This is a genomic window from Anabaenopsis elenkinii CCIBt3563, from assembly GCF_015245355.1.
Classification (GTDB): Bacteria; Cyanobacteriota; Cyanobacteriia; order Cyanobacteriales; family Nostocaceae; genus Anabaenopsis; species Anabaenopsis elenkinii.
Map to the genome: position 1 here is coordinate 2,477,663 of NZ_CP063311.1, position 14,038 is coordinate 2,491,700.

12 protein-coding genes are annotated in these 14,038 nt (G+C 42.8%); 3 read left to right on the forward strand and 9 right to left on the reverse strand.

Going from position 1 to position 14,038, the window contains the following annotated elements; all coding sequences use genetic code 11:
• Positions 1–85: 85 nt before the first annotated feature.
• Together alaS and IM676_RS10925 are read left to right on the forward strand one after the other, a co-directional pair.
• Complete coding sequence (gene alaS / locus IM676_RS10920; protein WP_200986944.1) at positions 86–2,728, forward strand: alanine--tRNA ligase; 2,643 nt, start codon at positions 86–88, stop codon at positions 2,726–2,728.
• 77 nt (positions 2,729–2,805) lie between these two features.
• Entirely contained in the window at positions 2,806–4,044 is a 1,239-nt protein-coding gene (locus IM676_RS10925) for an L-lactate MFS transporter (protein WP_200986945.1), read from the forward strand.
• 192 nt (positions 4,045–4,236) lie between these two features.
• On the opposite strand, the gene IM676_RS10930 is transcribed toward IM676_RS10925, so the two are convergent.
• A complete protein-coding gene (locus tag IM676_RS10930; RefSeq protein WP_200986946.1) occupies positions 4,237–5,013 on the reverse strand; it encodes a Uma2 family endonuclease in 777 nt (258 codons plus the stop codon).
• Between the two features lie 251 nt (positions 5,014–5,264).
• Between IM676_RS10930 and IM676_RS19810 the strand changes: the two genes are divergently transcribed.
• A complete protein-coding gene (locus tag IM676_RS19810; protein WP_225880331.1) occupies positions 5,265–8,684 on the forward strand; it encodes a DNA methyltransferase in 3,420 nt (1,139 codons plus the stop codon).
• Here IM676_RS19810 and IM676_RS10940 read toward each other — a convergent pair.
• The 8 genes from IM676_RS10940 to IM676_RS10975 form a co-directional block, all read right to left on the reverse strand.
• On the reverse strand, positions 8,657–9,724 hold the full coding sequence (locus IM676_RS10940; RefSeq protein WP_200986947.1) for an L-histidine N(alpha)-methyltransferase: 1,068 nt from the start codon (positions 9,722–9,724) through the stop codon (positions 8,657–8,659). The genes IM676_RS19810 and IM676_RS10940 overlap by 28 nt on opposite strands.
• A gap of 418 nt (positions 9,725–10,142) precedes the next feature.
• Positions 10,143–10,805 carry a Na(+)/H(+) antiporter subunit B gene (locus tag IM676_RS10945; protein WP_200986948.1) on the reverse strand — a complete coding sequence of 221 codons (663 nt, stop codon included), beginning with the start codon at positions 10,803–10,805 and terminating at the stop codon, positions 10,143–10,145.
• A gap of 14 nt (positions 10,806–10,819) precedes the next feature.
• On the reverse strand, positions 10,820–11,350 hold the full coding sequence (locus IM676_RS10950; RefSeq protein ID WP_200986949.1) for a DUF4040 domain-containing protein: 531 nt from the start codon (positions 11,348–11,350) through the stop codon (positions 10,820–10,822).
• Positions 11,343–11,621: a monovalent cation/H(+) antiporter subunit G gene (locus IM676_RS10955; RefSeq protein ID WP_200986950.1), complete on the reverse strand. Its 279-nt coding sequence runs from the start codon at positions 11,619–11,621 to the stop codon at positions 11,343–11,345. The genes IM676_RS10950 and IM676_RS10955 overlap by 8 nt, the downstream gene beginning before the upstream one ends.
• Complete coding sequence (locus IM676_RS10960) at positions 11,618–11,869, reverse strand: hypothetical protein (protein ID WP_200986951.1); 252 nt, start codon at positions 11,867–11,869, stop codon at positions 11,618–11,620. Before IM676_RS10960 ends, IM676_RS10955 begins: the two co-directional genes overlap by 4 nt.
• On the reverse strand, positions 11,866–12,258 hold the full coding sequence (locus tag IM676_RS10965; RefSeq protein ID WP_200986952.1) for a Na+/H+ antiporter subunit E: 393 nt from the start codon (positions 12,256–12,258) through the stop codon (positions 11,866–11,868). The genes IM676_RS10960 and IM676_RS10965 overlap by 4 nt, the downstream gene beginning before the upstream one ends.
• A complete protein-coding gene (locus tag IM676_RS10970) occupies positions 12,255–13,682 on the reverse strand; it encodes a cation:proton antiporter (RefSeq protein WP_200986953.1) in 1,428 nt (475 codons plus the stop codon). The genes IM676_RS10965 and IM676_RS10970 overlap by 4 nt, the downstream gene beginning before the upstream one ends.
• Positions 13,679–14,014 (reverse strand): cation:proton antiporter subunit C, encoded by a 336-nt coding sequence (locus IM676_RS10975; protein ID WP_200986954.1) that lies wholly within the window; start codon positions 14,012–14,014, stop codon positions 13,679–13,681. The genes IM676_RS10970 and IM676_RS10975 overlap by 4 nt, the downstream gene beginning before the upstream one ends.
• Positions 14,015–14,038 lie beyond the last annotated feature (24 nt).

Genomic DNA, 14,038 nt, shown 5'->3' on the forward strand with positions numbered 1-14,038 from the left:
CTGTTAGTCACTTATGGCGTAGATACTCTATCCTGGGGCATATTTTTTTGTGTAAAAACAAGTACTAAGACGACTTTTTCAACCCATGGCTTCCACTCCCCAGAAACTTAGCGGTAATGCAATTCGCGATTTATTCCTTGACTTCTTCGCCCAACGAGGACACAAAATCTTACCTAGCGCCTCCCTCGTTCCTGAAGACCCCACCGTACTGCTAACTATTGCGGGGATGCTACCATTTAAACCCATATTCCTGGGACAGCGCACACCGGAATTTAACCGCGCTACCACATCTCAAAAGTGTATCAGGACTAACGATATTGAAAATGTCGGTCGCACTAAACGCCATCATACATTTTTTGAAATGTTGGGTAACTTTAGCTTTGGTGACTATTTTAAACCACAGGCGATCGCTTGGGGGTGGGAGCTATCCACAAAAATCTTTGGTTTACCACCGGAGCGCCTAGTAGTTAGCGTCTTTCAAGAAGATGACGAAGCCTATAATATCTGGCGCGATGATATTGGCGTACCAGTAGCTAGAATTAAGCGCATGGGTGAAGAAGATAACTTTTGGGTATCTGGTCCTACGGGTCCTTGTGGTCCTTGCTCAGAAATTTATTATGATTTTCACCCAGAACGGGGCGATGAAAATATTGATTTAGAAGACGATACCCGGTTTATTGAATTTTACAACCTGGTGTTTATGCAATATAACCGGGATGCTTCGGGTAATTTAACCCCACTGCAAAATAAAAACATTGACACCGGTATGGGTTTGGAAAGGATGGCGCAAATCCTGCAACAAGTCCCTAATAACTACGAAACTGATTTAATTTTCCCGATTATTGAGAGCGCAGCCCAAATTGCTGGAATAAATTACCACAGTAGCGATGAAAATACCAAAGTTTCCCTCAAAGTCATTGGTGACCATGTGCGATCTGTAGTCCACATGATTGCTGATGAAATTCGCGCTGCTAATGTGGGACGGGGTTATGTCCTACGGCGCTTAATTCGCCGGGTGGTACGTCATGGGCGGTTAATTGGTATTAATGGGGAATTTATCACCCAAGTTGCAGAAAGCGCAATTTCTCTTTCAGAATCAGCTTACCCCAATGTGCGTCAACGGGAAGCAGCAATTAAAGCCGAACTACAACGAGAAGAAGCCAATTTCCTCAAAACTCTAGATAGAGGGGAAAAACTACTCGCGGAAATTATTCAAGAGGTGAAAGCCCAAGGTAAAACTCAAATTAGCGGCGAAAGAGCTTTTACTTTATATGATACCTTTGGTTTCCCCTTAGAACTTACCCAAGAAATCGCCGCCGAAAATCATCTGACTGTGGATGAAGCTGGTTTTGATGCTGAAATGCAAAAACAAATAGAACGAGCTAAAGCTGCTCACGAAACCATAGATTTAACTGTCCAAGGTTCTCTGGACAAGTTAGCTGAACATATCCACGCTACGGAATTTTTAGGTTATGCTCAACCCGCTTCCACTGCTAAAGTAGAAGCCATATTAATAGATGGTATTGCCCAAGAGGAAGCAGAAGCTGGAACAGAAGTTCAAATTGTCCTCAATCAAACCCCATTTTATGCCGAATCTGGGGGACAAATTGGCGATCGCGGTTATGTCTGCGGTGATGGTGTGCTGGTGCGGGTTACAGATGTGAAAAAAGAATCTGACTTTTTTATCCACTTTGGCCGCATAGAACGGGGTACAATCCGAGTAGGAGATACTGTCACCGCTCAAATTGATCGCCCTTGTCGTCGTCGCGCTCAAGCTAATCATACCGCTACACATTTACTGCAAGCCGCTCTCAAGAAAATTGTTGATGATGGTATATCTCAAGCTGGTTCCCTGGTGTCCTTTGACAGGTTGCGGTTTGACTTTAACTGTCCCCGGGCTTTGACATCCGAAGAAATTCAACAAATTGAAGAACAGGTAAATACCTGGATTACCGAAGCACATCCAGCTAACATAGAGGTGTTACCTTTAGCAGAAGCCAAGGCTAGAGGTGCTGTGGCTATGTTTGGGGAAAAATACGGCGAACAAGTGCGGGTCATTGACTTTCCCAGTGTTTCCATGGAACTGTGCGGCGGTACTCATGTCAGTAATACTGCGGAAATTGGCAGCTTTAAAATTATCTCAGAGGCGGGTGTGGCTTCTGGGGTGCGGCGTATTGAGGCGGTTTCTGGTCCGGCTATCTTGGATTATCTCAATGTTCGTGATACAGTAGTTAGGGATTTAAGCGATCGCTTTAAGGTTAAACCCGAAGAATTACCAGAGCGGATCACCACACTGCAAACTGAACTCAGAAACGCTGAAAAACAACTAGCAACCCTGAAATCACAGTTGGCGATCGCTAAATCCGACAGTTTACTGCAAAAAGTAGAATCTGTAGGGGATTATCAGATATTAGTGGCGCAGATGGAAGAGGTTGACCCAGAATCATTAAAAACTGCTGCCGAAAGGTTACTACAAAAGATTACTCATGGTGCAGTGGTATTGGGTTCTATTCCTGAAGCTGGTAAAGTCAGTATAGTTGCAGCCTTCAGCCCCGAAGTCAATAAAAAAGGACTCCAAGCAGGTAAATTCGTCGGCGCTATAGCCAAAATTTGCGGTGGTGGTGGTGGTGGAAAACCAAATCTAGCCCAAGCTGGGGGACGGGAAACTAGTAAATTACCGGAAGCTCTAGCTAAAGCCGAAAGTGATTTAAAATCAGCCTTGAGTTGAACTACCACATCTTGCGGGTATCTCGGTGGCTATCCCATAATGTAGTCGAGAATCTAAAACATCGGCAGTAATGACTTATGGGCATTCCAGATAATTCGCCGCGGTTGAAAGTGCTCGGGCTACCCCCACAGCAGGGAAGATGGCTACTAATTCCTCTGGGTATGGGTGTTTTGCTTTGTTTGGGGAGCGTTTACTCTTGGAGTATTTTTAGAAAACCCTTGGAAGAGGAACTGAATATTAGTGCTACTCAAAGCCTCTTACCATTTACTGTTGCACTTGTTTTCTATGCTATCCTCATGCCGATCACGGGTTTTTATATCCCTCGGTTGGGAACACGAGTGGTAACAGCTGTTGGGGGAATCGTTGTTGGTTTGGGTTACTTGCTTTCAAGCTTTGCTACCCATATTGGAATGATTGTTCTTACATATGGGGTAATTGCTGGGATGGGTATGGGTATCGCTTATGGTGTGCCAATGGTTGTAGTTTCCCGGTGGTTTCCTGATAAAAAAGGATTAGCGGTGGGTTTGACAATTATTGGTTTTGGGCTTTCTCCCCTGATCACTGCACCTTTAGCGAGTCACTTAATTAGTTTATACACCGTAAGACCCACTTTGCGGATTTTAGGCATTATCTTGACGGTGATCATTTTGGGAATTTCGATCACCATGAAATTGCCCCCAAAGGACTGGTACCCTCCCAGCCATTCATCTGCTCCCACTTCTACCGTCGCTTTGTCCTATCCTGGGAATATGCTCAAAAGTCAATCATTTTATGGGTTATGGATCTGCTATGCAATCGGTACCCTGATTGGCTTGAGTGCCATTGGTATTTCAAGTCCAGTGGGTGAGGAAATTATCAATCTTGATGCAGGTTTAGCAGCAAGTAGCGTGTCTCTATTTGCTCTGTGCAATGGTATTAGTCGTCCTTTGTTTGGGTGGTTAAGCGATCGCTTTAAACCTCATTACGTGGCCATTGCTGCCTATACTCTGATTTTGATTGCCTGTGTGTTAATGGTAAATGCTCAAGAGGGACAAGTTGCTACCTATCTCATTGCCTTTTGTCTATTTTGGTTTTGTTTAGGAGGATGGTTAGCTCTGGCTCCCACTACTACCCTGCGCTTCTTTAACCCTGACCAGTACGCTCAAAATTACGGAATTGTGTTTACTGCTTATGGTGTAGGTGCGCTCATTGGAACTTTGGTAACCGGACAAATTCGGGATTGGTTTGGGACTTATACTTATGGGTTCTATCCCATGGCTGCGCTGGCAATTATTGGTATTGTCATTGCTAATTTCATGCTCAAAGGACAGCGATAGCGCCAGCGCTGCACAAGACAGCAGATCACCACTGTGAAGAAGAAACCATATTTGCCGACATGATCGGGAATATACATTAATTTATCAGGATACGGGTAGAAATGGTAATTTCCCACTATTCATCCCTACCTTGCTTCGCTGAAGGTAGGGACTTTCGTGTTAGCCTTAAATAAGGTTCTTTACCACACCCCATTACTGACCTGGTTCTATTCCCAGAGCTTTCAATTGTGCTTCCAATTGGGCGGTGCGTTCCTTGGCTGCGATCGCCTCCTGTTGAGCTAATTGAGCTTGTTCCCTAGCTAATTGAGCTTGTTCCCTAGCTAACTGAGCTTGTTCCCTAGCTAACTGAGCGCTTTCTGTCCCAGTGGGTAGCACATCCCCATTTTGATCACACCACCGTAACCAAATATCCTCTTTACCTTCAAACACCCCCGACCACAAAGTTAAGCCTATACCAATTTCTGCAAACCAGAAATTATCCATTTCTAAATACTGTCTAATATTCAGTTGATAAGCGCGCAGTGGTTGCTCCCCCAGCATTTGCAAAGGGTCAAATACTGCGTAGTAGGGAACCCCCATTCTGGCGTAATCTTTTAATTTAGAGCCTAATTCGTTTCCTTCCCGGTTAGAAACTATTTCTATCACCACATCTGGAGTTTTGCCAAATTGCCAAACAAAATAACTGCGGTTCTTTTTCTCTCCCCAATCCGAAGGCATGGTAACATCAAGACTGAGGAACACATCAGGGACAAGGGGAGGTAAACCAATACTGTAAAACACCCCGACATTAGCAGCAGCTATAAAACTTTGTGTTTCTGCGGGTGGAACCCAACCGTTGTATAATACCTCTGTTAATAAGCGCTGTTGTTTTTCTGATAGGAAATTATCCACCGGTGTATCATCTTCAGTAACAATATGGGTGATATCTGGTTCAGGTGCAAGCTCAGTTGACAATATTTCTTTTACCATGATGTCTGCTACCTTGATCTACGGGGCTATTGATGAGAATTGACTGGCTGTTTCAGGTGGCGCAAAGGCTCAAAGAAGGGCGGTTAGGTAAGTTTATTTCGGCTCATCTTCAAATTCACCAACTCCGGGTATTTATATAGCAGTGTTAGCTTTAATCATAATGTTATATTTAGTATAGCATCAATTAACTAAGGTTTTTTAGTCGTTTATCTTGATATTTCTTTACAAAAATACCTGTTTTCACCAGTAACATGAAGGAACTTGATCAACAAAGAGTTGAGATTTTTTTAGATAAATGGCAGGGATCTAGTGGTAATGAAATAGCCAACAAAGACTCATTTTGTTTAGATTTATGTACAGCTTTAGGTGTCGCACCTCCACCCCCTCAAGGTAGGGTGACCGGTGACCCATATTGTCTGGAAAAAAATGTTAAAATGCCCCAGTCTACAGGAAACATCAAACAGGGGCGCATTGATTTTTATAAACAAGGACATTTTATTTTAGAAGCCAAACAGGGCAGTATAAAATCTGGGAATAGTACACCCAAACGCGGCACGAGGGCTTATGATCAATATATGCAAAAAGCATTTATTCAAGCAACTGCTTATGCACCCCATTTACCGGTCAAGCCACCATTTTTATTAACTTGTGATATTGGTGACCATTTTGAGTTGTGGATGGGATTTAGTGGTGATTATGGCGGTTATGGAGCCAGACAAATTATTAAACTAAATGATTTATTAAAACCTGATATTTTTGATTTATTTGTTGATATTTTTACGCAACCCCAAAAGCGCAACCCAGAGAAAATTAGAGCCAAAGTAACGCGAGATGTGGCGGGTGATTTAGCTCAGTTAGCCTATTGGTTAGAAAAACAGCAACATCACCCCCAAGAAGTGGCTAATTTTTTGATGCGTTGTATATTTACCATGTTTGCTGAAGATGTGCAACTACTCAAAAGAGGGGTATTTACTCAAGCATTAACTCAGAGATGGCTATGTCAACCCAGCAGCTTTAAGCCAGAGATTGAAACTTTATGGCGCACCATGGACGAAGGGGGAACTTTTGGTTTTGATAGTATATTAAGATTTAATGGTAGTTTGTTTACAAATGCCACAGCTTTTGATTTACCAAAGTCCCAATTAGAGGTATTATTACAAGCAGCTAAAAGAGATTGGAGCCAGGTAGAACCGGCAATTTTTGGAACTTTATTAGAAAGGGCTTTGGATACCAAAGAACGCAGTAAGTTGGGCGCACATTATACGCCGCGTTCTTATGTGGAAAGGTTAGTGCGTCCAGTGGTGATAGAACCATTACGCCAAGACTGGTTAGAAACAGAAATTGTGGTAGACCAGTTATTGAAAGTTCCAGGGGACTTAGAACCAACTGCGACCCAGAAAAAGAAAGCGGTAGAATTAATTAGAGAATTTCTGCAAAAGTTGAGAACTATTAAAATTCTTGACCCTGCTTGTGGTTCTGGTAACTTTTTGTATGTCACCTTGGATTTACTAAAAACTCTGGAAGCGGAGGTGATTCGCCGCATAGCTGATATTACCGGACAATATCAATCTAGTGTTTTAGACCAAGTTAATGTTTCTCAGTTTTTAGGCATTGAAGTAAATCCCAGAGCTGCTAGTATTGCAGAATTAGTCATCTGGATTGGTTATTTACAATGGTATTTTAAACAGTTTGGCAACACTTCCCCACCGGAACCAGTGTTACAGAAATTTAATAATATTGAATATCGAGATGCGGTGTTAGGTTGGGATAGCAAAAAACCCGCCATTGACCCCACCACTCACCAAACCCGCACCCGTTGGGGTGGATGTACTATGAAGCACCCAGTCACGGGGGAAGATGTTCCAGACCCTCAAGACCAAATCCCTATTTATAGTTATACTAATCCCCGGATGGCAATATGGCCAGAGGCTGATTATATTGTCTCCAACCCGCCGTTTATTGGTAATGCCAGAATGCGGGAATTATTGGGTGATGGTTATACTGAAACTTTGCGTCAAGTATATCAAGATGTACCGGATACCGTTGATTTTGTCATGTATTGGTGGCACAAAGCCGCAGATTTAGTCAGAAGGGGTCAGGTAAAGCGCTTTGGTTTGATTACGACTAATACTATTAGTCAGGTGCGGTTAAGGAGTGTGATAGAATATCATTTAAAACAAAAGCACCCCATTAAGTTAATTTTTGCCATTCCTGACCACCCTTGGACTGATGACGGTGCTGCTGTGCGGATTGCTATGACCGCGGCGGAGTTGGAAGGTTCCCCAGTGTCTCAGGTGGTACAATTGGGGGAGGTAATTTTGAAGGGGGAGGGAGAAACCCCAGAAGATACGGCAGATTTAATTGATATTGCATGGCAAAATGTCGGGGTGATTTTTAGTAATCTCCGAAGCGGTGCTAATCTTACTAATATCCAACCTCTCAAAGCAAATGATCAACTTTCCAGCCGCGGTATGATGCTTTTTGGTTCTGGGTTTATTATTGAAAAAGTTGATTTTACTAAAATTGAGTCAGAAATATTATTTACTTACACTAATGGGAGAGATATATTGCAGCGCTCTCGCCATGTCAAGATTATTGATTTCTTTGGTCTGAGTGTAACAGAAGCTGAAAAACTTTATCCTCAAGCATATCAATGGGTTTTAGAGAAAGTCAAACCAGAACGAGATGCTAATCGTGATCAAAATTTACGCAAAAACTGGTGGGTATTTGGTCGCCCTAGACCTGAACTTAGGCTAGCATTGCAAGATATACAGCGATATATTGTCACTGTAGAAACAGCTAAACACCGGGTGTTTATATTTTTAGCTCAAGGTGTTATTCCCGATAATAAACTAATTGCGATCGCTCTTGATGATGCCTACTTTTTAGGTGTTCTTTCCAGTAAGATTCATGTTACTTGGGCTTTAGCAGCAGGTGGGACATTAGGGATGGGTGGAGTTTATGTGAAAACAAAATGCTTCGACCCCTTCCCTTTCCCCGAACCCACCCCAGAACAAAAACAAAAAATCCGCGACTTAGGGGAAAAACTCGACGCACACCGCAAACAAGTACAAAGCCAACATCCTGATGTGACAATTACCGGGATGTATAACCTCCTAGCAAAATTACGCGCGGGGGAACCCTTTACAGATGCTGATAGACAATATAATGATCAAGCCTTAGTTTCTATCCTCAAATCAATTCACGACCAACTAGACGCGGCGGTTTTTGCTGCTTACGGATGGTCACCGAATATCAGTGATGAGCAAATTCTCACCCAATTAGTCGCCCTCAACGCTGAACGCGCTGGGGAAGAACGAAATAATTTAATTCGGTGGTTGCGTCCGGAATATCAAGCACCCCATGAAGTGAATACCCAAGTAGCCCTTGCAGGTATCACCACAATCCCAGAAACTACAGTTACACCCACACAGCAGCAACCATTCCCCAAAAAATCCAAAGAACAACTTGCAGCCATTCGGGATTTATTACGCACTCATGGCGGTGATTGGACTCTAGAACAAGTCATAAAACAGTTTAAACTTACGCCGGGACAAAAGCAAGTCATTGGCTACCATTTAGAAAGTTTAGAATGGTTCAACATTCTAGTTAGCTCCTATGACCATGGCGTGACACGCTGGCGCTATGTAGAAACAGACTCAGCAACTTGACAAATCACCATAATATGTGATAAGTACCTATTACAACTATAATGAACAACTTCTAATCCTGCCGCTGCCAACTCGTCCATAAGTTCCGGTATCTGATACTTATGGTGTCTCCAAATAGTCACCTCTTCATCTGCCGAAATTCCTACAGTTTTATCTATACCTAACTGCCTAAAGTTTATAGTATAGTGGCGATGAAATTTAATATTAGCTGTAACGCTATCCGTTATTATATCATACTTTCTCACAAGTTGGCAATCCTCCGCAGCTATGCCTAACTTGTCAGTCATCCATCTGTATATTCCGTCTACATGATACTTCAAACCTCCCCGAGGTATTCCATCCCATTGGGAATTATCACCAACTTCGTTAGTGAACACCAGCAAATCATTTTGGTTCATGCTGTGTCGGAAGTTTTGCAAGGCCTTACTTCTGTCTTGATGATTGCCAATAGTTACACCTAAATGTAAAAATATCTTAGGTATATCCTGATTCCCTAAAATCTCCGGGGAAATAGGAGCGTTTTCTATATCAACTGTGTAACTCTCAAACTGAACTTGGGGAAACCATTGAGTAAGGTTGGCTTTTGAGACACTCAAAAGTTCTTGGCTAATATCCAAGGCAATATATTTATTGATTCTACCTAATTTAACCAGTCGGGAAATAAACTTTTTCACTGGGTAAGAATTACCAGCACCTACATCTATAATATTCATCCTCTGGTAATTCTCAGAGCTATCCCCTGGCGTTAGCCATTGAGAGCCATTAATATAGTCAAAGTTGTCCTGTAATAAATCAATTTCTACGTTGGCAGGTTGAAACCATTTAGGGATAAGATATTTTTCATAAAAACTATGCCAGATTTTGCCGCCTTGACCTTTGTAACCATACTTTAAAGGTATTTCGCGCTTGAGTTCTAATGAGTGAACTAACTCTAACAGTTCTGCATGGGAGAAAATAGAGTTAAACTCTAGACTTGGCTCTACTAAACGAGTTGTATCTGGGAAAGGTTGGGAATTACTATAAGTTTTTTTAGGTATCATTAGAGGATGTTTGGAAAGTATTAAACAGGTAATTTTTATCTTAGGGAACAGGGAACAGGTAACAGGGAACAGGGAATGAGGAATGGGTAACACACCGAACACACCAAAACAATAAAATCCAGTCCCCTCCCCTTACAAGGGGAGGGTTAGGGTGGGGTGAAACAATAGTTGATACACTAATCATGACTTATTAAACATCCTCTTAGTGATGAGAATTTGAGGATCTAAATCAAGACTATAACTATAGAGGTTACGACTGCCAAAGTTAAATATCATATCATGACCGGGTAATTACTGATAATGAAATCTATCAACCATTTTTAATATGGTGTGTTCCGGTGAATTATCACTTTCTCCAGGTCATCCAAACCCGTTTAACGGTAACACACCCTACAGGATATTGACTGTTTGACAGCAATCAAAATAATCCCCGATAGTGAATAAACAACACAATTACAGACCAAGACCCCAAAGTAACTTTTATTGCTACTAATAAATTAAGCAAGGGAATCACACCGCCACTAAAAAGTGTCCCCAATTCTCCATGGGGTAGTTCAAATCCACTGAGTGTTATCACTGCTAAGAAAATAAACACCAGTACCGAGACCTTCTCCAAAATAGTAGCCTTCCACCGCTTGTAAATCCATCGCATCCATCGCGGTGAGGAGGTAATGGCCACTAAGCCGATCGCTGTTCCCCCTGCTACCCCAGCGGCAAAACCACCGCCAGGACTCAGATGTCCTCTAATTGCTAGTTCGATACCTACTAACGCAGAGATAGTGGCCCCCAAACGCGCTAGGACAATTGATGGTTGGTCTTGTAACTGGGAAATCACTGATAGGGGTTTTTTATCAGCTAACAGATACCGCGCCCCCATGATGGCGATGGTAAATACTACTACTTCAAAGATTGTGTCATAGAGGCGATTTCTGAGAATAATCCCGGTGACTGCATTGGGTATACCACTATCTTTGACAATGGATGCAACTACAGACACATCTCCTAAATCCTTGAGAGAATTGGGGATAATTAGCAGGATGCAGTAAAAGGCTATGCCAGCGGCAATGTAAACCCATTTCATAGATGCTTGCCCTTTTATTCAAGTAAATTTACATAGGATATAGTTGTCAATGGTGACGAAATTTCTGCATTGATGATCTCATAGATGCGTTGAATTCTAGTCACGGTGTGATAGGGTTGGCTTTGCTCCCCAGTCTCATCCCCTTGGTTACAGGTGGCGTGAATTTCTTTATCTATAAGAGCTTTGTTTAATTCATCACTATTAATATAAGTAACTAACTCAATGCGGACATAGTGTTTACGAAAAATTTTGCGTAATTCCTCCATCAATGGTTGAAAATGGTCTTCCCCGTCTGCGATTACCCCCAGACGCAAAACCAAAGATGAACGCACGGCGATCGCATATAGAGTAACAGCCAGGAAAGTCCCCATTAATGCTTGGGTCAGAGCCACATCTGCTGCGCCCAAAACAGCAAACACTAAAGCCGCCACAGCGCCCAATATTCCCTGAACAACCAAAGCATTGTATGGGTTGACCTGAAGTACCACCATCAAGGCGGATAACGGTAACAGGGCAGTGATTATATAGACATAATTATCATTCATGGTCAAGCTCGCTAGTAGAACAGTATGCCAACACATAGCCCAAGACTGTATTCCAAATTGCCAAGGAGATAAGACCCAACAGCAGCAAAGGCCATTCACTGGGTATTTTCAGCAGCAGTCCGAAAACAATACTCATAGAGCCGAGGGTATCTGCAACGGAAAGACTATGGAGCTTAAATAATACCGAGCGATGACCCAGTAGGGGGAAGGTTCCCCAAAACCAAAAGCCAATGCCTAAACCTATGCAAATGTAACTAATTATCTCTATCATAAATTACCCATGCGTTTCAGTAGATGTGCCAATAACATTAATCCCGCATTACCCACACTCAGGATAATAATTCCCACCACAGCAATCATCCAATCATCACGTAAGACTGATACCATCAGAATCATAATTGATGTTTTGGTAGCAATACTGGCAAAAGCTAACATTTTTTGCCAAATATCGTCATCTTGCCAAGCCTCATACATGGGTATGAGCAAGGCCAAAATCATGGCAATCATTACCAGATTCATCCCTGTGGCCTCCGTCTTCTGACTCGGTGTACCTCGAACCAGCCCTGTTCATGATATTTCAACACAATAGTTTTAGGTGTAAAAGTGATCAAGAATATATCCAGGAAAACCAGCCCCGGAGTGCGTTGGGGTTTAACTCTTTCAATAATTACATCTTCGTGATTATGGGGGCGGAAAATTATTTCCACCGCCTCAAAATACGCCTGGGGAATGGCCACCAGCACCTCACCCAGAACACGCAACCAATCCCTTAATGCTTCTGGTACTCTCTGACGACCAGGTAATAACAGTGCAACGATCACACCAATAATGATATTTGCCACACTCAAATCTGAAGTGAGCAAAAACCAAATAGTCAGTCGTAAAATTAGATTTAGATGCCCAATCATGGTAGTATCATCCCCAACAATAGGAGCAACATCAGACTCATAAAACCAATCAGATGTTCAAATTGCTCAAGTACACGTGGCAAAGTGACTGCGAACCGTTGAAAAACCCAAATATAACCTACCCAACCAACGCCAATGATCGCCAGGGCTTTGATGATATTTTGTAATGTGTATGCATCGTCATATACCCCAATCCCTGCAATAATTGCCCCTGTTAATATGATTATCGGTAGCCATAAACCGGGGGGAATGTCCGCTTCTTTTTTGTGGGGTAGAAAGATGAATTTGGCATACACTATAGCCGTTCCTACAGCCCCAATATTCATTAATATCTCTTGCCAAGGTAGGACATTCTTCAATGTCAACATCTTCGCCCCAAAACCTACCAACAAGGGAAAGCCAGAAATTGACAAGCTACCAATAACTAAGGGAATCCAGATCCTAGTATTCATCCGCTGCTCTTGCAGTTCCTGGAAATTGCGGCTGGGTAAGTTCCCTGCAATCAGGAACAACAAAGACTTTACCAACCCATGGCTGAGGGCATAAATACCGCCCACCGCCGGCGCTGCTAGAATCCATCCCAATTGGGAAACAGTACTAAATGCCAGGGTGCGCTTGCTATCCTTTTCAAATATGGCATAAGTTACCCCCAGCAGGGCTGTCCCCACTCCAAATATCCTGACAATGGGTTCAACCTCACTCACCATTAATGCACAGCGCACTAAGGCAAAAACACCAGTTTTAACCACCACTCCCGATAACATAGCTGATACCGGTGTTTCTGATTCTGAGTGGGTCAAGGGTAACCACAGTCCTGATACAAAGATGCCCCCTTTTGTCAAGAGTCCGATAAATATTAAGGCGATCGCTGTGTTAGGTGCTGTACTCAACCCAGCAAAACTAAAGGAACGATTGGCTTGATAAACTAAAGCCGCCCCCACCAGATAAAACAGCATTGCCGTGTTGCTGACAAACAAATAACGCAACGCCACCCATATTGAGCGTTCGCTGCGGGGATAGGAAATCAAAAGAAAGGCTGCAATACCCACCACCTCAAGGGCCACATATAAACTGATGAAATCTGCACAGATAAACGCCGCATTAACGCTACCATGCAAAATGATAGCTTGAGTATAAAAAAAAGCCGTCTTCTCTTTTCCCCAACAGTACAGGATCACTGCTGTCGTTACCAGAGCATTAGTCAATATCAAGTAGGCACTTAACTGATCAACCAGTAATGTCACCCCGAAATTATCCAGTAATTCCAGTGTTAACGGCGACTCCTGCAAAAAAACCTGCAAGGCATATACAGCGGAAATTACGGTGACACCTAAGGACAGATATCGATCAAGTTGGGGGAGAAGATAAATCAGGAACCCCAAAAAAAATGGTAGTGCAATCCAAGTGATGGTGATGGTATTCATGGGGTATTGTTCTTCTCGATTTCGTTACTTTCCAAAGTGGGATTATCCCGCGCCAGCTTCATCACACCCACCAGCATTAAGGACTGAATGGAAAATCCGATCACAATTGCTGTTAAGATCACCGCCTGGGGAACCGGGTCGGCGTAGGTGGGATTTTCCCTAGGGGAAACAATGGGTGTGAATAAGCCAGCTTGTGACGCAATCAGCACATAATAGGCGATTACCCCCGTACTCATAACATCCATGGAGATGATCTTCATCACCAGGTTCTTTTTCCAGATGATGCCGAAAAATCCACACAATATGGTAGCTAAGATAGATGCTTCTAACACGAGAACTGTCTGTTTAGTAGTGGG